This window comes from Kosakonia sp., from assembly GCF_032052965.1.
GTDB lineage: Bacteria > Pseudomonadota > Gammaproteobacteria > Enterobacterales > Enterobacteriaceae > Kosakonia.
The window spans coordinates 144,469-165,783 of sequence record NZ_DAMBVN010000005.1; the positions used below are offsets into that span (position 1 = coordinate 144,469).

Sequence of the window (21,315 nt, forward strand, 5' to 3'; positions counted from 1 at the left end):
CGAAGGCGAAGTACATGGATGGTCTTGTAGTTTTCGGTGTGTTAGTGCTGTTATTTGCGCTGGTGGTAGTGCCGATTGTAGCCATTACCGCCTGGCGTCGCAGCGTGGCAACCCAGGATGAACTCACCCGGCTGCGCCAGCGGCTGGTTGTGCTCGAACAGCGGCTGACGGTCGCGGCGGAACCGGCATCACTTGCCGTAGAACCGCCGCCGGTCGTTGCCGAACCTGCCATTATTGATGATCCCCCCGAACAGGAACCCGTTGCCGTTGTGCCGGACGCTTTGCCTGCGGAAAACCCGTGGGGCCGCAAAGCACCTGTGCCTGGGGCGGTAGAAGCCCCTGTATTGCCAGCGCCGCAACAGGCCGAAAATGACTCCTGGGGTGTGGTCACCACGCTGGCACGTTGGTTTATGCAGGGCAATCCGCTGGCCAAACTGGGGATTGTGCTGCTGTTTATCGGCCTCTCATTCCTGCTGCGCTACACCGTTGAGTATGCGTTATTCCCACTGGAGCTGCGCCTGGTTGCGGTTGCCGTGGTGGCGATTGTGCTGCTGGGGCTGGGCTGGCGATTGCGGCATAAGCAGACGGTCTTTGCCTTAATTTTACAGGGTGGTGCCGTGGGCGCGCTCTATCTGACGGTGTTTGGCGCATTCCGGCTGTGGCAGATGCTGCCCATGACGCTGGCCTTCGGCCTGCTCATTGTCATTTGCGCCGCCAGCGTCGGGCTGGCCGTGCTGCAAAAAGCGCTAAGCCTGGCGCTGCTGGCGAGCCTTGGCGGTTATCTTGCGCCGATCCTGCTCTCAACAGGCGGTGGTAGCCATATCGCTTTGTTCTCTTTTTACCTGTTGCTCTCGGTAGGCATTCTTGCCATTAGCGTCTGGCAGCACTGGCGTGAACTCAATTTACTGGGAATGTTCTTCACCTTTGGCGTTGCCGCAATATGGGGTATGGAGAACTACCGCCCGGACGATTATTTGAGCTGCCAGCTTTTCCTGGTGGCGAACGTACTGTTGTTTGGCGTGCTAAGTGTGGCGCTGTCGCTGCGGGCACAGCGCCGTGGCGAAAGAGTGATTGATGGCGTATTGCTATTTGCGCCGCCGCTGGCCGGGTTTGGCATGCAGTACGCGATGACGCAGCACTGGGCTTACGGTCCGGCGTTCAGCGCGCTTGGCTTTGGCCTCTTTTACCTGGCGCTGGCCGCGCTTGCGCTGAAGCGTTACCCCACGGCAGCAAAACCGCTGGTACTGGCGGCACTGGCGCTGGGCGGTGGGTTTGCCACGCTGGCGATCCCGCTGGCGTTGTCGGCTCGCTGGACCGCGATGGCCTGGGCGCTGGAAGGTCTGGGCATTGTGTGGCTCGGCGTGCAGCAACATCAGCGGCGCATGAGTTACAGCGGCACGGCATTGTTGCTGCTGGCGCTGCTAAGCGCGTTGTGGGCGGCCGCGAACGGGTTGTCTGCGCTCGGAACAGTCATGATTTTCGCTGTGTTGAGCGGCTGCTGGCTGGCCGGGGCGATGCTGTGGCGCGGCTTACGTCGTGAAGGGAGCTGGCTGTTGCTGGCTGGCGGTATTCTCTTCTGGATCATTGCCCTGAGCGGTGCGGCGGCGCTGGTCGTGGCTTCGCATCAACACGTGGGCTTTATCACGCTGGCTCTGCTGGCTATTTCCGTGTGGCTATGGCGCGCAGCGCAGCAGCGTTGGCAGTGGCCTGAGCTGGGTTATGCCTGCTGGTTACTGTGGCCTGCAATGGGGGTTGCAGTGGTGTATCAGATCACCGTACAGGGTCATATTCTGGCGGGAGGATGGCAAAATCTGGCCTGGTGCGTTGCGCTGCCTTCCGCGCTGTTTTTACTTTACCGGGACAATAACACGCTGCCCGCCAGGGTTTCGCAGGGAGTGCATATTTCTCTGTTCTGGTTGTTATTGCTGGCGTCTGGCAGTGAGCTGTGGTGGTTCGTCGGGTCGCTCTCCTGGGGACTGGAGGCATGGCGCGACGGTCTGCCAATGGCGGCGGGCGGCATCATTATTGCCCTGACGCTTGCTGGGATCCGCCGACGTGCGTGGCCGCTGCGTACCTGGCCTGCACTGTATGGCGCGCTGGCATTATTGCCGCTGATCCCGCTACTGCTGGGCTATCTGCTGTTTGCCAACCTGGCAGAAGGGACGGTACGGGAACTGACTTATCTACCGTTACTTAATCCACTGGAAGAGGGGGCGGCGTTTGCGCTGCTTGGGCTGTGGCTTTACGGCCGCTTTGCCGAAACGCACTATCCTGCAGTGGCAGCGCCGCTTTGGCGCGCCCGCCCGTGGGCGATCGCGGCGCTCACTTTCTGGTGGCTGAATGGCGCGTTACTGCGGGCGCTGGCCTGTTATGGCGCGGTGACGTGGAGCAGCGACAATTTGTGGCACTCCCGCCTCATCCAGACCAGTTTTGCCCTGTTCTGGATGTTGATTGCGCTGGTGGTCATGATTCATGCCACCCGGCATCATGCGCGGCAACAGTGGTTGTGTGGCGGCGCATTGTTGGGGGTGGTGCTGCTCAAGCTTATGCTGGTAGACAGCGCAGGCGGTGGCGGGCTGGCGCGGGCAGTTGCCTTTATTGGCGTGGCGGTTCTGGTATTAATTGTGGGTTATTTTTCACCTCTGCCGCCGAAGGCTATGCAGGATCACAACAAGGGAGAGCAACAATGAGAGGCGTGTACGCACTGCTGGCGGCGGCATTAATGGCCTGCGCATTACCGGCATTAAGCAGCGACGATATTCCCGACGCGCCGCAGGATTATGCCTGGGGCGCGGCGCTGGATCTACCTGAGCCGGCCTCATGGTATCGGGTAGATTTGCCAATCGAGGTGTACACTGGCAGCACGCATCCCGATCTGCGCGATGTGCGGGTGTTTAACCATGACGGTGAGCGGGTACCGTTCACCCTCGAAACGCAGCAAACGCCGGTTGCAGAACCGGCTCCGATCCCGTTACGCATTTTTCCTCTTGATACCTCGCCGGTCGAAACGGCAAGTGAAGGGCAGAGCGTGGTACGTTTACACTCGGCCAACGGTGTCGATATTCGTATTGAAGGCGAGACGGCAAAAACCGTTGGACAGAGCTATCTGCTGGCGTTACCCGAGACGATGCCGGAGAACTTCACCCTCGCTCAACTTAAACTGGTTTGGAACGAGCCGGTAAAAAACTGGCAGGGAAAAGTGTCACTGTTTTTTAGCAGTAATATGCGTGACTGGGAATTGCTGCAACAGGATGCACCGGTGATGGCGCTTTCCAGCGGTAACGACCGGCTGAAACTCGACCAGATTACGGTTAACCAGTCGATGTCCTCCGACGGTGTGCGCTATCTGTTGATGGTGTTTGACTCCCCGCAACTGCCGGTGACGATAACTCAAGTCAACGCTACGCTGGGCAGCGTTGCTACACCGCGGGAGCAGGTGCAAATGGCGGCCGAGGCGCAGCGGATTTCTGCCACCGAGGCGCAATATCAGTGGCGACAGCCGCAACCGCTGAGTGCGCTTTCCGTGACGCTGGACGGGGAAGGCGTGTTGCCGGTAGAGATTGCCTTGCGTAGTGCGGCGAATGATCCCTGGCAGCCACTCACTAAAACCGTGTTGTGGCAGTTGAACGGGCAATCTTCTGCTGCACTGCCTGTATCGGGGCAGCTTGTCCAGGCGGTGCGTATCACAACGCTGGATGCCCGTTTACCGGCTGCTCTACCGCAAGTGAACGGCAGTCGTGACCGGCAGACCGTGTTGTTCAATGCACAAGGCAAAGGGCCGTTTATGCTGACATGGGGGAACCGTGCGGCAGAACCTGCGGCAGTAACGATCGATCAACTTATCCCGCAGGCATTACGCAAACAAATTGATATGACGGCTATCCCGCAGGTACAGGTGATGGCGCGCGAGACGCTGGGGGGCGAAATGCGGTTAACGGCGACGTCGCCCGCTGAACGCCAGGGCATGTGGCAAACGGTGCTGGTGTGGGGCGTGTTAGTGCTCGGTGTGGCAGCGCTGGCCTGGATGGCACTTCGCATCTGGCGGGAAGCAAAACCCCGGTAGTTTCCCGGCAACAAAAAAGGCCCGCATTGCGGGCCTTTTTGCAAAACGCTGCCGGTTACAGGCTGGAGACGTTTTCGCTCAGGTACTTAGCGACACCGTCCGGAGATGCGTTCATCCCTTCTTTTCCTTTTTCCCACTGTGCCGGGCACACTTCGCCGTGCTCTTCGTGGAACTGCAGCGCATCGACCATACGCAGCATTTCATCAATATTGCGGCCCAGCGGCAGGTCATTCACCACCTGATGACGCACAATACCGTTTTTGTCGATCAGGAAGGAGCCGCGCAACGCAACGCCTTCGTCCGGGTGTTCAATGCCGTAGGCTTGCTGAATTTCACGTTTGATATCGGCAACCATGGCATATTTCACGGCACCGATGCCGCCTTTCTCCACCGGCGTGTTACGCCATGCGTTGTGGACGAACTCAGAATCGAAAGAGACGCCAACCACTTCAACGCCGCGGCGCTGGAATTCTTCGTAGCGCTTGTCGAACGCGATCAGCTCAGACGGGCAAACAAACGTAAAGTCCATCGGCCAGAAGAACAGTACGGTCGCTTTACCGTTGGTATGCTGCTTGAAGTTGAATTTTTCAACGATTTCACCGCTGCCGAGAACAGCAGCAGCCGTGAAATCCGGAGCCTGACGAGTCACCAGTACCATAAGTAGTCCTCTGATTTACAAGGTTAATAGAACGCAACGCGGGCGATTATAGAGAGCAGGGGCAGGTGGCTCAATGTGCCATTGACAATCGCTGTGATAGTCTTTGCCTATTAATTTTTGGAGTTGTGCGTCTACAGAATAGCGCATTCGCACCCGCAGGCAAATCTTACAACAACTGCGCTTTTGCCTGCGTCATCATACGTGGGTAAAAGGTCCAGAAGAGTGTTTCCAGCAGGGCATAATTTGCCTCCAGATCCTGCCAGGAGTCGCGCAGCGCACCGAGGCGCGGGCGGCGGTTAGCCATACCGTTGAGCACGTTCTGAATAAAGTCCATTTCACGGTAGCGCTCCATCCACCGTTCCGACCACAAGTAGTTGTTGAGATTGACAAAACGAGGCGGGGAGTCTGGCAGGATAGCAGTAACCTGCGACTGGGCCGTGCGAATAAAGGTTTCCAGCGGCAAGTCCGGCGAAATTTGCGCCCAGTGGCGGGAAAGAAAATGGTCCCACATCACGTCCAGCGTAATGGGCGCGACCCGGCGGGTGAGTGGGCGAAACGCGTCGCGGGCAATTCTGACTTCCGGCAAGTTGTCGGTCATGACATCAATGCGCCGGTGCATATGAATGCCTGCCACAATCTCCGCCGGGTAGAGGTTTTCCGGGTTGCCACGAACGAAATCTGCCAGCAAGTTGCCAGGCAGGGAGCTCTTCGCGAGGTGAGCAAGGTGCAGGTGTGCTAAAAAGTTCATCTCTATTGTTTATCCAAAAGCGGCTAACGGTTGCAGCGAAGAGGCGTGAGCACTAGACTACCCGCCTCTTATTTACGTCTCGAGTTAGTGTCATGCGCGTTGCCGATTTTTCCTTTGAATTACCCGAATCCCTGATTGCCCACTATCCGCAGCCTGAGCGCAGCAGTTGCCGCTTACTGTCGCTGGATGGCCCAACAGGCGCGCTGACGCACGGTACTTTCACCGATTTACTCGATAAGCTCAACCCTGGCGATCTGCTGGTCTTTAACAACACCCGCGTTATTCCTGCGCGCCTGTTTGGCCGTAAAGCCAGCGGCGGCAAGATTGAAGTGCTGGTTGAGCGTATGCTCGATGATAAACGTATTCTGGCACATATTCGTGCGTCCAAGGCGCCGAAGCCCGGCACTGAGCTACTGCTGGGCGACGCGGAGGACATTCAGGCAACGATGGTTGCGCGTCACGACGCGTTATTCGAAGTGGAATTCCATGATGAACGCCCGGTGCTCGATATTCTGAATGCGATTGGCCATATGCCGTTGCCGCCCTACATCGACCGCCCGGATGAAGACGCCGATCGTGAACTTTATCAGACGGTTTACAGCCAGAAACCCGGCGCTGTAGCTGCGCCTACCGCGGGGCTGCATTTTGACGAGCCGCTGCTGGAACGTCTGCGTAACAAAGGGATCGAAATGGCCTTCGTGACGTTGCACGTCGGCGCAGGCACCTTTCAGCCGGTGCGTGTCGACAGCATCGAAGATCACATCATGCACTCCGAATATGCCGAAGTCCCGCAGGAGGTTGTCGATGCGGTGCTGGCAGCGAAAGCACGGGGCAACCGCGTTGTCGCTGTCGGGACCACATCGGTGCGTTCGCTGGAAAGCGCCGCGCAGGCTGCGAAAGATGCCCTGATTGCCCCGTTCTTTGGTGATACGCAAATCTTTATTTACCCCGGTTATGAATACCAGGTTATTGATGCGCTGGTGACCAATTTCCACCTGCCGGAGTCGACATTGATTATGTTGGTTTCCGCCTTTGCCGGTTATCAGCACACGATGAATGCGTACCGCGCCGCAGTTGCCGAGAAATATCGCTTTTTTAGTTACGGTGATGCGATGTTTATCACGTACAATCCGCAGGCTCTTACAGAACGCGTCGGGGAATAAGTCCGCGGCGCTGGTTTAACACGTCAGACTGTCTTTCTGGCTGGAGAAAAAATGAAATTTGAACTGGATACCACCGACGGACGCGCTCGCCGCGGCCGCCTGGTGTTTGAGCGCGGCGTCGTTGAAACGCCGGCATTTATGCCTGTGGGCACTTACGGCACAGTAAAAGGGATGACGCCGGAAGAAGTTGAAGCGACTGGCGCGCAAATCATCCTTGGCAATACCTTCCACCTGTGGCTGCGCCCGGGGCAGGAAATCATGAAACTGCACGGCGATCTGCACGATTTTATGCAGTGGAAAGGCCCGATCCTGACCGATTCCGGCGGCTTCCAGGTCTTCAGCCTGGGCGATATTCGTAAGATCACTGAGGCGGGCGTGCATTTCCGCAATCCGATCAACGGCGATCCAATTTTCCTCGATCCGGAAAAATCGATGGAAATTCAATATGATCTCGGCTCCGATATCGTCATGATCTTTGACGAATGTACGCCCTACCCGGCGGACTGGGATTACGCGAAACGCTCAATGGAGATGTCGTTGCGCTGGGCGAAACGCAGCCGCGACCGTTTTGACGGTCTTGGCAACAAAAATGCGTTGTTCGGCATTATCCAGGGCAGTGTTTACGAAGATTTACGCGATATCTCCGTCAAAGGTCTGGTAGAGATAGGCTTTGATGGCTACGCTGTCGGCGGTTTGGCTGTCGGCGAGCCGAAAGAGGATATGCACCGCATTCTGGAGCACGTCTGCCCACAGATCCCCGCAGACAAACCACGCTACCTGATGGGTGTGGGCAAACCGGAAGACCTGGTTGAAGGCGTACGTCGCGGTATCGATATGTTTGACTGCGTTATGCCAACGCGTAATGCCCGTAATGGCCATTTGTTTGTGACCAATGGCGTGGTGAAAATCCGCAACGCGAAATATAAAAGCGATACCGGCCCGCTCGATCCCGAGTGTGATTGCTATACATGTCGCAATTATTCGCTTGCCTACTTGCATCATCTTGATCGTTGCAACGAAATATTGGGCGCGCGTCTCAACACCATTCATAACCTGCGGTTCTATCAGCGCTTAATGGCTGGTTTACGCAAGGCTATTGAAGAGGGTAAATTAGAGAGCTTCGTAGCGGATTTTTACCAACGTCAGGGTCGACCTGTTCCGCCTTTGAACGTTGATTAATTTAATAATGAGGGAATTTGAATGAGCTTTTTTATTTCTGATGCGGCAGCCGCAGCAGGCGCGCCGGGACAGAGCAGCCCGCTGTCTCTGGTCCTGATGCTGGTTGTGTTCGGTCTGATTTTTTACTTCATGATCCTGCGCCCGCAGCAAAAACGCACCAAAGAGCATAAAAAGCTGATGGACTCCATCGCTAAAGGTGATGAAGTGCTGACCAACGGTGGTCTGGTTGGCCGCGTAACTAAAGTAGCGGAAACTGGCTACATTGCTATCGCGCTGAATGACACCACTGAAGTGGTCATCAAACGTGACTTCGTAGCTGCCGTTCTGCCGAAAGGCACCATGAAGGCGCTGTAATATTCCGTTTTTCCAAAGGGAACTGCCGTGTTAAACCGTTATCCTTTGTGGAAGTACATTATGCTGGTCGTCGTGATTATCGTCGGCCTGCTTTACGCACTTCCCAACCTGTATGGTGAGGATCCGGCTGTTCAGGTCACTGGCGCGCGCGGTGTCGCCGCCAGTGAACAAACGCTGATCCAGGTCCAGAAAAGTCTACAAGAAGAAAAAATCAACGCGAAGTCTGTGGCACTGGAAGAAGGTACCATTCTCGCTCGCTTCGACTCGACTGATACGCAGCTGCGCGCCCGTGAGGTGCTGCTAAACGCATTAGGCGATCAGTATGTCGTGGCGCTTAACCTGGCGCCGGCAACTCCGCGCTGGCTGACCGCCATCAAAGCGGAGCCGATGAAACTCGGTCTCGATTTGCGCGGTGGCGTGCACTTCCTGATGGAAGTGGACATGCAAACGGCGCTGAGCAAATTGCAGGAACAGAATATCGATAGCCTGCGCAGCGACTTGCGTGACAAAGGCATTCCTTACACCAACGTGCGTAAGGAAGATAACTATGGGCTGAGTATTCAGTTCCGCGACAGTGCGGCGCGCGATCAGGCCAACACCTGGCTGACCAGCCGTCACCGCGATCTGGTTATCTCCAACCAGGGCGACAATGTCCTGCGTGCTGTGATGAGCGATGCGCGTCTCAGCGAAGCTCGCGAATATGCTGTTCAGCAGAACATCAACATCCTGCGTAACCGTGTGAACCAGCTTGGCGTAGCCGAACCGCTGGTGCAGCGTCAGGGTTCTGACCGCATTGTGGTCGAACTGCCGGGTATTCAGGATACCGCGCGGGCGAAAGAGATTCTGGGCGCTACCGCGACGCTGGAATTCCGTCTGGTCAACACCAGCGTGGATGCATCTGCTGCGGCTGCCGGCCGTGTGCCGGGTGATTCGGAAGTGAAACAGACCCGCGAAGGTCAGCCTGTCGTGCTGTACAAACGCGTGATCCTGACCGGTGACCATATCACCGACTCAACGTCCAGCCAGGATGAATACAACCAGCCGCAGGTCAACATTTCCCTGGACAGCGGTGGCGGTAACATCATGTCTAACTTCACCAAGGACAATATCGGCAAGCCGATGGCGACCCTGTTTGTGGAGTACAAAGACAGCGGCAAGAAAGACGCCAATGGTCGCTCGGTGCTGGTGAAACAGGAAGAGGTGATTAACATTGCCAATATCCAGTCTCGCCTGGGCAACAGCTTCCGTATTACCGGTATTAACAACCCGAACGAAGCGCGCCAGTTGTCGCTGCTGCTTCGTGCAGGTGCGCTGATTGCGCCGATTCAGATTGTGGAAGAACGAACCATTGGTCCAACGCTGGGTGCGCAGAACATTACCCAGGGTCTGGAAGCCTGCCTGGCAGGTCTGGTGGTTTCTATCATCTTCATGATCTTCTTCTATAAGAAGTTCGGTTTGATTGCGACCTCGGCGTTGATCGCTAACCTGGTGCTGATCGTCGGTATTATGTCGCTGTTGCCTGGCGCAACGCTGACCATGCCGGGGATTGCGGGGGTGGTACTTACCCTTGCGGTAGCGGTGGATGCGAACGTACTGATAAACGAACGTATTAAGGAAGAGCTGAGCAACGGGCGTTCCGTACAGCAGGCTATCCATGAAGGCTATCAGGGCGCGTTTTCCTCGATCTTTGATGCTAACGTCACGACGTTGATCAAAGTGCTGATCCTCTATGCAGTAGGGACTGGCTCGATTAAAGGCTTTGCGATCACCACTGGTATTGGTGTGGCGACGTCTATGTTCACCGCTATTGTCGGTACCCGTGCCATCGTCAACCTGTTGTACGGCGGCAAACGCATTAACAAGCTGTCTATCTGAGGAGTGCGTTGTGGCACAGGATTATACTGTTGAACAATTGAACCACGGCCGTAAAGTCTGGGACTTTATGCGCTGGGACAACTGGGCTTTCATCATTTCTGGCGGATTGCTGATCCTTTCCATCGCTGTGATGGGCGTTCGCGGCTTTAACTGGGGTCTGGACTTTACTGGCGGCACCGTGATTGAAATTTCGCTGGAAAAACCGGCGGACATGGATCTCATGCGTGAGGCCTTAGAGAAAGCTGGCTTTGCCGATCCGCTGCTGCAGAACTTTGGCAGCAGCCGCGACATCATGGTGCGTATGCCGCCTGCGCAGGGTGAAACCGGCGGGCAGGTGCTGGGTAGCAAAGTGGTGAGCGTCATTAACGAAGCGACCAGCCAGAATGCCTCGGTTAAGCGTATTGAGTTCGTCGGCCCGAGTGTGGGTGCTGATCTGGCGCAAACCGGCGGCATGGCGCTGCTGGTCGCGCTGATTAGCATTCTTGTATATGTCGGCTTCCGTTTTGAATGGCGTTTGGCTGCGGGCGTGGTTATCGCGCTGGCGCACGACGTGATCATCACTATGGGCGTGCTGTCGCTGTTTAAGATCGAGGTTGACCTGACTATCGTCGCTTCACTGATGTCGGTGATTGGTTACTCGCTTAACGACAGTATCGTGGTATCTGATCGTATTCGTGAGAACTTCCGTAAGATCCGTCGCGGTACGCCGTACGAGATCTTCAACATCTCGCTGACACAGACATTGCATCGTACTTTGATCACTTCCGGCACGACATTGGTGGTGATCCTGATGCTGTATCTGTTCGGCGGAGCAATGTTGAAAGGCTTCTCGCTGACGATGCTGATCGGTGTTTCCATTGGTACCGCTTCTTCTATCTATGTTGCATCGGCGCTGGCGCTGAAACTGGGTATGAAGCGCGAGCATCTGCTGCAGCAGAAGGTTGAGAAAGAAGGGGCGGATCAGCCGTCAATTCTGCCGTAATATTCTGTTTACTGATGAAACCGCAGCTCCGGCTGCGGTTTTTTTTGCCTGCGTTTTATCTTCTCGCCGGGTGGATAAAAAAAACGATCACTCCTGACAGTATGCTGTCAGGAGGGGGATGGCACACTCTCCTTGCTGACTAAACATAAAGGAGAGGGACATGAACACATTAATCAACTGGTTTGAGCTGCCGGTACAACAACTGGATCGCGCTGTGGACTTTTATCAACACGTTCTGGGTGGCGAGTTTCGTCACGAAACGATAGGGCAGATTGAGATGGCGGTTTTTCCCCACACTAAACCGGCCACTGGCGGCGCGTTGGTAAAAGGACCGATGTTCAAATCTGCAACCGGCGGGGCCATCGTCTACCTGAGCACAGCGAATCTGGATGTTGCGCTTAAGCGTGTACGTGACAAAGGGGGCGAGTGCGTTTTCGGCCCTGAAGTATTACCGCATAATATTGGCACCATTGCGTTAATGATTGACAGTGAAGGTAACCAGGTTGGTTTGCACCAGCCTGCATAACCAATCCCAGGCCTGCGCATTGTGCGCAGGCTGACATGATTCAGGAAGAACCTCATGAGCCGCCGCGCCGATCGCCTGTTTCAGATAGTGCAAGTACTGAGAACGCGCCGACATGTTACGGCGGCTTTACTGGCTGAACGACTGGAAGTGTCTGAGCGCACGATTTACCGCGATATTCGCGATTTGTCGTTGTCTGGCGTACCGATTCAGGGCGAGTCGGGTAGCGGTTATCGTTTGATGCCGGGTTTTGATCTGCCGCCGCTGATGTTTACCAGTATGGAAGTCGAGGCGTTGATCGCTGCGATTGGCATGCTGCAAACCTGGAGCGGCGATGTGCTGGCGCGCGCGGCGGGATCGGCGCAAGAAAAACTGATAGCCGTATTGCCGCATGAGAAACGGATCGCTGCTGAACGTAACTGTATTATTTCACCGAATTTCAATAGGTATCCGCAGGTGCGGGTGTGGTTTGATGTTATCCATCAGGCAATGCGCCTGCATCAGGAACTGCATATTCAGTATGAAAATGACAAAGGCGAAAGCTCAGAACGAGTGATCCATCCTCTGGGCTTGTCATTTATGGGCGCGGTCTGGGTGTTGGTGTCGTGGTGTTTGCTGCGTAATGATTACCGCTGTTTCCGGTTGGATCGCTGTAAGAGCGTGACATTCACCGGCCAGCCTTTTGCTGAACGGGCAGATCGTTCGATGCAGGCATTTATTGCCCTGCAAAAGCGTCAACGGCAGTAAAAAAGCCGACCTTACGATCGGCTTTTCTGACGCGTTGGCACACGGTGCTAACAGCGGATTAGAAGTTGTAGCCCACCACCAGGTAACCACCCCAACCGGTAGAGCGTACATAGACATCGCCACCCAGGGCGGCATCATCTTTAAACTGACCGCCATTGTGCCAGTAACGCGCAACCACAGAGTAATGCCAGTGATCATAACCCAGAGAGAGGATATGACTGGACGCGATGGAGTTGTTGGTGCGTACCTGTTCGCCATTCACGTAGTAACGGCTGTCGCCGAGATCGGAACCCCAGTCAAAGTTGGTGAAGCCGATGTAGCTCAGCTGGCCGCCCCACAGGGAAGTGATCGGCACGAAGTACTTCACTTTGAAACGGTAGCCATCCCACTCGTTCTGGTTGGCTGCGCCATAGTTCTGCCACTGGTATTTGGCGTACACGTTCAGCGACAGGCTCATCGGCAGACCGGTGTCGATGTCGGTACCCAGACCCATGTACCAGGTGCTCTGGCGGCCAGAAGCGTTGCGACCCATATCGTAGATATAGTTGTTAGCGATATACCACTCTTTGAACGGGCCAAAGCTCAGGTTGGTGCCGGTCAGCTTATCAATGGAGAAACGCGGCTCAATTTCCATAAACAGTGGCGAACCGTGGTTCCAGATCCCCTTCGCACCGGTGTTACCACCGAAGAAGACCGGGGCATCCAGGTAGCCGTAGAAATCAAACCAATCTTTCTTCGCGAACGCTTCATATTCCAGGTAAGTATCGTTACGCGGAACTGGCCCGAAACGGGTGTGATAACTCCCTACCACGTTTACGCTCTGGTGCCACCAGTCGGAAACGTATTCGGGTTTGCTGTTATCCGCTGCGTTAACAGTAAAAGAAGCGGAAAGCGCCAGAGCAGCACCGGCTGCGAGAATAGTTTTTTTCATCATTTCGCCACTGATTGAGATCCCAGAAGGGAGTGAAAGAAAGCACGCATTACATAAATGTTTCATATTTATGGGCGCCTATTATAAGTATCCACGCTCACAAAAATATGTGTTGTTTCACATTATTGACACACGCGTAATCGATTGCGTTCACGTTTGCGTGCAATAAACGACGGGGATTGTACTGGCATTTATTGATATTGCAACTTTATGAATGTGATGACAGAAGGCAGGGAAAGTAGAGAAAGGGTGATAGAAAGTAAGAAAGGGCGACAATGTCGCCCTGAAACTTATTGCATATTTGGCACAGCGGCAGGCTGGATATCATGAATGCGCACAAAACCTAATTGATCTGGCGTAATGCCGTTCAACTGCAGCGGAATATCGACATCGCTTGGCGCAAGAGTGCTGGCAGGGGCGTTAATTAGCTGATTCTGCACATTGACTTCCTGATAATTTTCCGTGGTCCCCTGGATTTGGCCCCATTCGACTGTGCCGCTGAACGCCGGTAACGGATCGTTGGATTCTCCCTGAATGCGAAGCAGGACACGGGTACCGCCAGCATTCGGCGCAACGTTCTGCAGCGACATACGCAACATTCCAATCTGGCTGTTCAGCCGCGCCGGTGTATTGGCGCCAGGCAATAAATAAACGCCGCTGCCGGATTTCGCATTCAGGCTGTTTTGCTGGGTGATCTTCACCGTCTCTTGGTTCAGCCTGGTCATTTCTTTATTGAGCGTACTGACGTTTTTGTGCAGCTGACTCACTTCGCTTTGCTGGGCGCAGGCACTGAGGGCAAAAAGGCTTCCCAGTAAGAGTGTTCTTAGGTAACGTCTTGTCATTGTGTCTGTTTCCTGGAAAAGAGGCGTTGGATAATGGTAGATCGCCGCGGCGCGCTTGCCATCGATCCATTATCTCAAAAACGGTCTGCCTTTGTAGTCATGCCAGTTCGGGGTAAAATAGATTTCAGTTAACTCAAACGTCAGGACACCGTATGCATTGCCCATTCTGTTTCGCCGTGGATACCAAAGTAATCGATTCTCGTCTGGTGGGTGAGGGCTCATCCGTCCGCCGCCGTCGGCAGTGCCTGGTCTGCAATGAACGTTTTACCACTTTCGAAGTGGCGGAACTTGTCATGCCACGTGTAGTGAAAAGCAATGATGTGCGCGAGCCGTTTAACGAAGATAAATTACGTAGCGGCATGTTGAAAGCGTTGGAAAAGCGCCCAGTGAGTGCTGATGACGTAGAAATGGCACTGAATCACATCAAATCGCAACTTCGCGCAACAGGCGAACGTGAAGTGCCGAGTAAAATGATCGGTAATTTGGTGATGGAACAGCTGAAAAAGCTCGATAAAGTCGCCTATGTGCGCTTTGCTTCCGTGTACCGCAGCTTTGAAGATATCCGCGAGTTTGGCGAAGAGATCGCCCGTCTACAGGACTAAGCATGCAGGACGAAATATACATGGCGCGTGCGCTGAAACTGGCGCAGCGCGGACGTTTTACCACTCACCCGAACCCGCGTGTCGGCTGTGTGATTGTCAACAATGGCGAGATTGTTGGTGAAGGTTTCCACTATCGCGCCGGTGAGCCGCACGCTGAAGTGCATGCCTTACGTATGGCGGGCGATCGTGCGCGCGGTGCAACGGCTTATGTCACGCTGGAGCCATGCAGCCATCATGGTCGCACGCCCCCCTGCTGTGAAGCGCTTATCACCGCTGGTGTCGCTCGCGTAGTCGCCGCCATGCAGGATCCCAATCCGCAGGTGGCTGGCCGTGGTTTGTATCGGCTGCAACAGGAAGGTGTCGACACTCAGCATGGGTTGATGATGAGTGAAGCGGAAGCGCTGAACAAAGGTTTCCTGAAGCGTATGCGTACCGGTTTTCCGTATGTGCAACTTAAGCTGGGCGCTTCACTGGATGGTCGTACGGCAATGGTCAGCGGTGAGAGCCAGTGGATCACCTCTTCGCAGGCGCGCCGCGATGTGCAACTGTTGCGGGCGCAAAGTCATGCCATTCTGACCAGCAGCGCAACCGTGCTGGCGGACGATCCGGCGCTGACCGTGCGTTGGGACGAATTAAGCGCCGATATTCAGGTGCTTTATCCACAGGAAAATGTGCGTCAGCCGGTGCGCATTGTGGTCGACAGTCAGAATCGGGTGACGCCGCAGCACCGGATCAGTCAACAGTCAGGTGAAACCTGGTTTGCCCGCACAAAAGCAGATGATCGCGTCTGGCCGCAGGGTGTGCGCGAGATCATTGTGCCGGAACATAAAGGACATGCGGATCTGGTTACGCTGATGATGCTGCTGGGAAAACAACAAATTAACAGCGTCTGGGTTGAAGCCGGTGCGCAGCTTGCCGGTGCGTTATTGCAGGCCGGGCTGGTGGATGAGTTGATTGTTTACCTTGCGCCTAAACTTCTGGGCAGCGATGCGCGCGGTCTGTGTGTATTGCCGGGGTTGTCGGCGCTGGCAGATGCGCCGCAGTTTAAATTCAATGAGATACGTCAGGTCGGCCCGGATGTCTGCCTGCATCTTACCCACGCGTGATGCCTGCTGTAAAAGGGAAGCAGCGCGTAAAATATTATGATAAAATCCGCCCCCCTGCGGGGTCCGAACTGAACCTGTGAAGGAAATGTATGAACATTATTGAAGCCAACGTTGCTGCTCCAGACGCTCACGTCGCCATCACCATCGCGCGTTTTAACAACTTCATCAACGATAGCCTGCTTGAAGGCGCGGTTGATGCACTGAAACGCATCGGTCAGGTGAAAGATGACAATATTACTGTCGTATGGGTACCTGGCGCTTACGAACTGCCGCTGGCAGCTGGCGCGCTGGCCAAAACCGGTCAATATGACGCAGTCATCGCCTTGGGCACCGTGATCCGTGGCGGCACTGCGCACTTCGAATATGTTGCCGGTGGCGCAAGCAACGGCCTGGCGCACGTCGCGCAGGACAGTGAAATCCCTGTCGCTTTTGGCGTGCTGACCACTGAAAGTATTGAACAAGCCATCGAACGCGCTGGCACCAAAGCCGGTAACAAAGGTGCAGAAGCCGCACTGACCGCGCTGGAAATGATTAATGTATTGAAGGCCATCAAGGCCTGATTTTTTTGTAAGGGGAATTCCGTGAAACCTGCTGCTCGTCGCCGCGCCCGTGAGTGTGCCGTTCAGGCGCTCTACTCCTGGCAGTTGTCCCAGAACGACATCGCTGATGTTGAATACCAGTTCCTGGCGGAGCAAGACGTTAAAGATGTTGACGTTCTGTACTTCCGTGAACTGTTGAGCGGGGTGGCGACTAATAGCGCATATCTCGACGGCTTAATGAAGCCGTACCTGTCCCGCCTGCTGGAAGAGCTGGGCCAGGTCGAGAAAGCGGTATTGCGTATCGCGCTGTTCGAGCTGTCTAAACGTGATGATGTGCCGTACAAAGTGGCCATCAACGAAGCGATTGAACTGGCAAAAACCTTTGGCGCCGAAGACAGCCACAAATTTGTTAACGGCGTGCTGGATAAAGCCGCACCTGCGATCCGCCCCCACAAAAAATGATCCGTAAGCCGGAGACAAGCGTTGCGCACTGCACGCTTGATCCGGCTTTTTCTTTTTTCTACAGAGGCATAACGTATGGCATGCGGCGAATTCTCACTGATTGCCCGTTATTTTGACCGGGTACGAAATTCCCGTCGCGATGTAGAAACCGGCATCGGCGACGACTGTGCACTGCTCAATGTTCCTGAAAAACAGACGCTGGCCATTAGTGTCGATACGCTGGTGGCGGGCAACCACTTCTTGCCGGATATTGATCCTGCCGATCTGGCGTATAAAGCGCTGGCGGTGAATATTAGCGATCTGGCTGCCGTGGGCGCCGATCCGGCGTGGATGACGCTGGCTCTTACCCTGCCGCAGGCAGATGAAGCCTGGCTTCAAGCCTTCAGTGACAGCCTGTTCGAACAGCTTAACTACTATGATATGCAACTGATCGGCGGTGATACCACGCGCGGCCCGCTGTCGATGACTATCGGCATTCACGGTTATGTTCCGGCAGGGCGTGCGATGAAACGTTCCGGGGCGAAACCGGGCGACTGGATCTATGTCACTGGCACACCAGGTGACAGCGCTGCCGGGCTGGCTATTTTGCAGCAGCAACTGGTGGTGGATAACTCTGCCGATGCGCAATACCTGCGTCAGCGTCACTTGCGACCCACGCCGCGCGTACTGCATGGCCAGGCGCTGCGCCATCTCGCCAGTTCTGCGATTGATCTTTCCGACGGCCTGATTTCCGATTTGGGGCATATCCTGCAAGCCAGCGGGTGCGGCGCGCGTATCGATCTGGATCTGTTGCCCTGTTCAGAGGCGTTGCGTCGCCATGTTGAACCGGAGCAGCGGCTGCGCTGGGCGCTTTCCGGTGGCGAAGATTATGAACTGTGCTTCACCGTGCCGGAGTTGAATCGCGGGGCGCTGGACGTTGCGATTGGCCATTTGGGCGTGCCGTTTACCTGTATCGGGCAGATGAGTGCGGATATAGAGGCAATGCTTTTCACGCGCGGCGGCAAGGCCGTCACGCTCGACATGAAAGGATATGACCATTTTGCCGCGCACTAAAGATATCGCCAAGAGCCGCCTCAGTTTACGCAATCCCTGGCATTTACTGGCCACCGGCTTTGGTAGCGGTCTCAGTCCGGTGGTACCGGGAACCATGGGGTCGCTGGCGGCGATTCCTTTCTGGTGGGGAATGACGTTTTTACCCTGGCAGCTCTATTCATTGCTGGTGATGCTGGGGATCTCCATTGGCGTTTATTTGTGCCACCAGACGGCCAAAGACATGGGCGTGCACGATCATGGCAGCATTGTCTGGGATGAATTTGTAGGAATGTGGATCACCCTGATGGCGCTGCCTACCAATGACTGGCAGTGGGTGGCCGTTGGGTTTGTGCTGTTCCGCATTCTGGATATGTGGAAGCCCTGGCCAATCCGCTGGTTTGATCGCAACGTCCACGGCGGAATGGGGATCATGGTGGACGATATTGTCGCCGGTATCATCGCTGCAGGTCTGCTGTATCTGATTGGTCACCACTGGCCAATTGGGCTAATTTAAGCCGGATACGCTGCACGTCTTGCGGCGTTTACGCACATGCCCGGTACGTGACGCGTAGCCGGGCATCGTGCAGTTCGGCCGTTATTTAAAGCCGACGACCGGGTGTTGTTGATAAGGGGTTTCCAGTTCGGCAATCTGCTCCGGTTTGAGCGTTAAATCCACCGCACCGAATAACTCCTCCAGTTGCTCTTCGCGAGATGCGCCGATAATGGGGGCAGCGACGCCGGGTTTGCTTAACAGCCACGCCAGTGCCACCTGCGCGCGTGACGCGCCGAGATCGTCTGCCACACCCGCCAGCCGTTCGGCAATACGCGCATCGTTTTCATCGGTTTCGCTGTACAGCGTTTTGCCAAATTCATCGGAAACCAGCCGCGCGGTAGTTTCCCCCCACGGGCGCGTTAAACGTCCCCGCGCCAGCGGGCTCCACGGAATAATCGCCACCCCTTCCTTGTAGCACAGCGGCAACATCTCGCGCTCTTCCTCGCGGTAAATCAAATTGTAGTGATCCTGCATGGTGACGAAACGCGCCCAGCCATGCTGTTGTTGAAGCGACAGCGCCTGCGAAAACTGGCTGGCATGCATTGAAGAGGCCCCGATATAGCGCGCCTTACCGGCTTTTACCACATCATTTAGCGCCTCGAGGGTCTCTTCAATGGGGGTGTTGTAATCCCAGCGGTGGATTTGCAGCAGATCGACATATTCCATGCCCAGGCGTTGCAGACTGTCATCAATTGAACGCAGGATCTGCGCCCGCGACAGGCCTTCGGCCAAATCACCCACCTGGTGGTAAACTTTGGTGGCGACGATCACCTCGTCGCGGCGGGCAAAGTCGCGTAGTGCGCGGCCCACAATCTCTTCACTGCTGCCATCCGAGTAGCTATTGGCGGTGTCAAAAAAGTTAATCCCACCTTCCAGCGCACGTTTGATGATCGGGCGGCTACTCTCTTCCGGTAGCGTCCAGGCGTGCTTACCCCGGTCAGGCTCGCCGAATGTCATGCAGCCAAGACAAAGGCGGGAAACCTTAAGGTCTGTTTTTCCTAATGTGTTGTATTGCATGGTTCCACTCCTGCTATTAAAACCTGTGTTTAAGCATAGCAGGAGCGGAAAGGGAGGGTCAGGCGAGCCAGTTTTTGATGCGCGACTCAATCCCGGCAGCATTCAGCCCCAGCTCTGCGCGTGCTTCATCCTGGGTGCCTTGGGGAATAAAGAAGTCCGGCAGACCAAGGTTGAGCACCGGAACCGGCTTGCGGTGCGCCATTAGCACATCATTCACGCCGCTACCCGCGCCGCCAATAATGGCGTTCTCTTCCAGCGTCACCAGCGTTTCATGCGTGGCAGCGGTTTGCAGGATCAGCGCCTCATCCAGCGGTTTAACAAATCGCATATCAATTAGCGTGGCATTCAGCGCTTCCGCTGCTTTTTCCGCTTCTGGCAGCAGGGTGCCAAAGTTGAGGATCGCCAGCTTTTCACCACGGCGTTTTACCACGCCTTTGCCCAGCGGGAGTTTCTCCAGCGGCTGTAACGGCACGCCCACCGCGTTGCCTCGTGGGTAACGCACTGCGCAGGGGCCGTCGGCATAGTGATAGCCGGTAAACAGCATCTGGCGACACTCGTTTTCGTCACTCGGCGTCATGACCACCATATCGGGAATGCAGCGCAGGTAGGAGATATCGAACGCGCCCTGGTGCGTCTGCCCGTCGGCGCCGACAATTCCTGCGCGATCGATAGCGAACAACACCGGGAGCTTCTGGATAGCGACGTCGTGGATCACCTGATCGTAGGCACGTTGCAGGAAAGTGGAGTAGATTGCCACCACCGGCTTGTAACCGCCAATCGCCAGGCCCGCGGCAAACGTCACCGCGTGTTGCTCGGCGATGGCAACATCAAAGTATTGATCCGGGTACTTGCGTGAAAACTCTACCATGCCGGAGCCTTCACGCATGGCCGGTGTGATGGCCATCAGCTTGTTGTCTTTTGCGGCCGTTTCGCATAGCCAGTCGCCAAAGATCTTTGAATACGAAGGCATGCCACCGCTGCTTTTCGGCAGTGTTCCGCTGGTGGGATCGAATTTTGGCACCGCGTGGAAAGTGATTGGATCTTTTTCTGCCGGCTCATAGCCACGGCCTTTTTTCGTCATAATGTGCAGGAATTGCGGGCCTTTCAGGTCGCGCATGTTGCGCAACGTTTGCACCAGTCCCAGCACATCGTGACCATCAACCGGACCAATATAATTAAAGCCCAGCTCTTCAAACAACGTACCCGGCACCACCATGCCTTTGATGTGCTCTTCGGTACGTTTAATCAATTCTTTGATTGGCGGAACGCCGGAAAGGACTTTTTTGCCGCCTTCACGCAGTGTGGAGTAAAGCTTGCCAGACAGCAGCTGCGCCAGGTGGTTGTTCAGCGCGCCGACGTTCTCAGAAATCGACATCTCATTGTCGTTCAGCACCACCAGCATATCAGGACGGATATCCCCGGCGTGATTCATCGCTTCAAACGCCATACCGGCAGTAATCGCCCCGTCGCCAATAACGCAGACGGTACGGCGTTGTTTACCCTCTTTTGCCGCCGCAACGGCAACGCCAATCCCGGCGCTGATCGACGTTGAGGAGTGGCCGACGCTCAGAACGTCATATTCACTCTCGCCGCGCCAGGGGAACGGGTGCAGGCCATTTTTCTGGCGGATCGTGCCAATTTTGTCGCGGCGCCCGGTAAGGATTTTATGCGGATACGCCTGGTGGCCCACATCCCAAATCAGCTGATCGAAGGGTGTGTTGTAAACATAGTGCAGCGCTACGGTCAGTTCGACCGTGCCAAGCCCGGAGGCAAAGTGCCCACTGGAACGGCTCACGCTATCAAGCAGGTAACGACGAAGCTCGTCGCATAGCTTCGGCAGGCTCTCTTTCGGCAGCAGACGCAACTCTTGTGTGGTATCAACCAGCGCCAGCGTCGGGTATTTGGCTATATCAAAACTCATCAGCAACTCGTTATAGCA

At 55.5% G+C, this 21,315-nt stretch carries 21 protein-coding genes; 15 read left to right on the forward strand and 6 right to left on the reverse strand.

Annotated features, from left to right (window positions below; translation table 11 throughout):
* The first annotated feature begins 14 nt into the window (after positions 1-14).
* Both RTX30_RS08840 and RTX30_RS08845 read left to right on the forward strand, forming a co-directional pair.
* Positions 15-2,690 (forward strand): DUF2339 domain-containing protein, encoded by a 2,676-nt coding sequence (locus tag RTX30_RS08840; protein ID WP_312688954.1) that lies wholly within the window; start codon positions 15-17, stop codon positions 2,688-2,690.
* Entirely contained in the window at positions 2,687-4,063 is a 1,377-nt protein-coding gene (locus RTX30_RS08845; RefSeq protein ID WP_312688956.1) for a DUF3999 domain-containing protein, read from the forward strand. Before RTX30_RS08840 ends, RTX30_RS08845 begins: the two co-directional genes overlap by 4 nt.
* 55 nt (positions 4,064-4,118) lie before the next feature.
* Here the strand turns inward: RTX30_RS08845 and RTX30_RS08850 are convergent, their stop codons facing one another.
* A complete protein-coding gene (locus RTX30_RS08850; protein WP_312688958.1) occupies positions 4,119-4,721 on the reverse strand; it encodes a peroxiredoxin C in 603 nt (200 codons plus the stop codon).
* Between the two features lie 166 nt (positions 4,722-4,887).
* Positions 4,888-5,469 (reverse strand): ACP phosphodiesterase, encoded by a 582-nt coding sequence (gene acpH, locus RTX30_RS08855; RefSeq protein WP_312688960.1) that lies wholly within the window; start codon positions 5,467-5,469, stop codon positions 4,888-4,890.
* A gap of 92 nt (positions 5,470-5,561) precedes the next feature.
* On the opposite strand from acpH, the gene queA reads away from it, so the two are divergent.
* The 7 genes from queA to RTX30_RS08890 all read left to right on the forward strand — a co-directional run bounded on the left by queA (position 5,562) and on the right by RTX30_RS08890 (position 12,292).
* The gene (gene queA, locus RTX30_RS08860; RefSeq protein ID WP_312688962.1) at positions 5,562-6,632 is read left to right on the forward strand and encodes a tRNA preQ1(34) S-adenosylmethionine ribosyltransferase-isomerase QueA; all 1,071 of its coding nucleotides are present in this window, start codon (positions 5,562-5,564) and stop codon (positions 6,630-6,632) included.
* 51 nt (positions 6,633-6,683) lie between these two features.
* Complete coding sequence (gene tgt, locus RTX30_RS08865) at positions 6,684-7,811, forward strand: tRNA guanosine(34) transglycosylase Tgt (protein WP_312688964.1); 1,128 nt, start codon at positions 6,684-6,686, stop codon at positions 7,809-7,811.
* A gap of 21 nt (positions 7,812-7,832) precedes the next feature.
* On the forward strand, positions 7,833-8,165 hold the full coding sequence (gene yajC, locus RTX30_RS08870; RefSeq protein WP_312688965.1) for a preprotein translocase subunit YajC: 333 nt from the start codon (positions 7,833-7,835) through the stop codon (positions 8,163-8,165).
* A gap of 27 nt (positions 8,166-8,192) precedes the next feature.
* Positions 8,193-10,040 carry a protein translocase subunit SecD gene (gene secD / locus RTX30_RS08875; protein WP_312688966.1) on the forward strand — a complete coding sequence of 616 codons (1,848 nt, stop codon included), beginning with the start codon at positions 8,193-8,195 and terminating at the stop codon, positions 10,038-10,040.
* A gap of 10 nt (positions 10,041-10,050) precedes the next feature.
* Entirely contained in the window at positions 10,051-11,022 is a 972-nt protein-coding gene (secF, locus tag RTX30_RS08880) for a protein translocase subunit SecF (RefSeq protein WP_312688967.1), read from the forward strand.
* A 160-nt stretch (positions 11,023-11,182) separates the two neighbouring features.
* Positions 11,183-11,548: a VOC family protein gene (locus tag RTX30_RS08885; RefSeq protein WP_312688969.1), complete on the forward strand. Its 366-nt coding sequence runs from the start codon at positions 11,183-11,185 to the stop codon at positions 11,546-11,548.
* Positions 11,549-11,602: 54 nt separating this feature from the next.
* The gene (locus RTX30_RS08890; protein ID WP_312688970.1) at positions 11,603-12,292 is read left to right on the forward strand and encodes a YafY family protein; all 690 of its coding nucleotides are present in this window, start codon (positions 11,603-11,605) and stop codon (positions 12,290-12,292) included.
* 58 nt (positions 12,293-12,350) lie between these two features.
* Here RTX30_RS08890 and RTX30_RS08895 read toward each other — a convergent pair whose 3' ends face one another.
* Both RTX30_RS08895 and RTX30_RS08900 read right to left on the reverse strand, forming a co-directional pair.
* Positions 12,351-13,223: a nucleoside-specific channel-forming protein Tsx gene (locus tag RTX30_RS08895; RefSeq protein WP_312689136.1), complete on the reverse strand. Its 873-nt coding sequence runs from the start codon at positions 13,221-13,223 to the stop codon at positions 12,351-12,353.
* A 290-nt stretch (positions 13,224-13,513) separates the two neighbouring features.
* Positions 13,514-14,065 (reverse strand): DUF3251 domain-containing protein, encoded by a 552-nt coding sequence (locus tag RTX30_RS08900; protein WP_312688972.1) that lies wholly within the window; start codon positions 14,063-14,065, stop codon positions 13,514-13,516.
* A 152-nt stretch (positions 14,066-14,217) separates the two neighbouring features.
* On the opposite strand from RTX30_RS08900, the gene nrdR reads away from it, so the two are divergent.
* The 6 genes from nrdR (at position 14,218) to pgpA (ending at position 18,320) form a co-directional block, all read left to right on the forward strand.
* The gene (gene nrdR, locus RTX30_RS08905) at positions 14,218-14,667 is read left to right on the forward strand and encodes a transcriptional regulator NrdR (RefSeq protein WP_054804396.1); all 450 of its coding nucleotides are present in this window, start codon (positions 14,218-14,220) and stop codon (positions 14,665-14,667) included.
* 2 nt (positions 14,668-14,669) lie between these two features.
* Positions 14,670-15,773, forward strand: a complete 1,104-nt coding sequence (ribD, locus tag RTX30_RS08910; protein ID WP_312688974.1) for a bifunctional diaminohydroxyphosphoribosylaminopyrimidine deaminase/5-amino-6-(5-phosphoribosylamino)uracil reductase RibD — start codon at positions 14,670-14,672, stop codon at positions 15,771-15,773.
* A gap of 89 nt (positions 15,774-15,862) precedes the next feature.
* Positions 15,863-16,333, forward strand: coding sequence for a 6,7-dimethyl-8-ribityllumazine synthase (ribE, locus tag RTX30_RS08915; protein WP_312688976.1), 471 nt, complete (start codon positions 15,863-15,865; stop codon positions 16,331-16,333).
* 21 nt (positions 16,334-16,354) lie between these two features.
* Complete coding sequence (gene nusB / locus RTX30_RS08920) at positions 16,355-16,774, forward strand: transcription antitermination factor NusB (RefSeq protein WP_253378922.1); 420 nt, start codon at positions 16,355-16,357, stop codon at positions 16,772-16,774.
* A 75-nt stretch (positions 16,775-16,849) separates the two neighbouring features.
* Complete coding sequence (gene thiL / locus RTX30_RS08925) at positions 16,850-17,827, forward strand: thiamine-phosphate kinase (protein ID WP_312688982.1); 978 nt, start codon at positions 16,850-16,852, stop codon at positions 17,825-17,827.
* Positions 17,805-18,320, forward strand: a complete 516-nt coding sequence (gene pgpA, locus RTX30_RS08930; RefSeq protein ID WP_312688983.1) for a phosphatidylglycerophosphatase A — start codon at positions 17,805-17,807, stop codon at positions 18,318-18,320. Before thiL ends, pgpA begins: the two co-directional genes overlap by 23 nt.
* A gap of 81 nt (positions 18,321-18,401) precedes the next feature.
* Here pgpA and RTX30_RS08935 read toward each other — a convergent pair whose 3' ends face one another.
* Positions 18,402-19,376 (reverse strand): aldo/keto reductase, encoded by a 975-nt coding sequence (locus RTX30_RS08935; protein ID WP_312688984.1) that lies wholly within the window; start codon positions 19,374-19,376, stop codon positions 18,402-18,404.
* A 58-nt stretch (positions 19,377-19,434) separates the two neighbouring features.
* Positions 19,435-21,297, reverse strand: a complete 1,863-nt coding sequence (gene dxs, locus RTX30_RS08940; protein ID WP_312688985.1) for a 1-deoxy-D-xylulose-5-phosphate synthase — start codon at positions 21,295-21,297, stop codon at positions 19,435-19,437.
* Between the last annotated feature and the right edge of the window lie 18 nt (positions 21,298-21,315).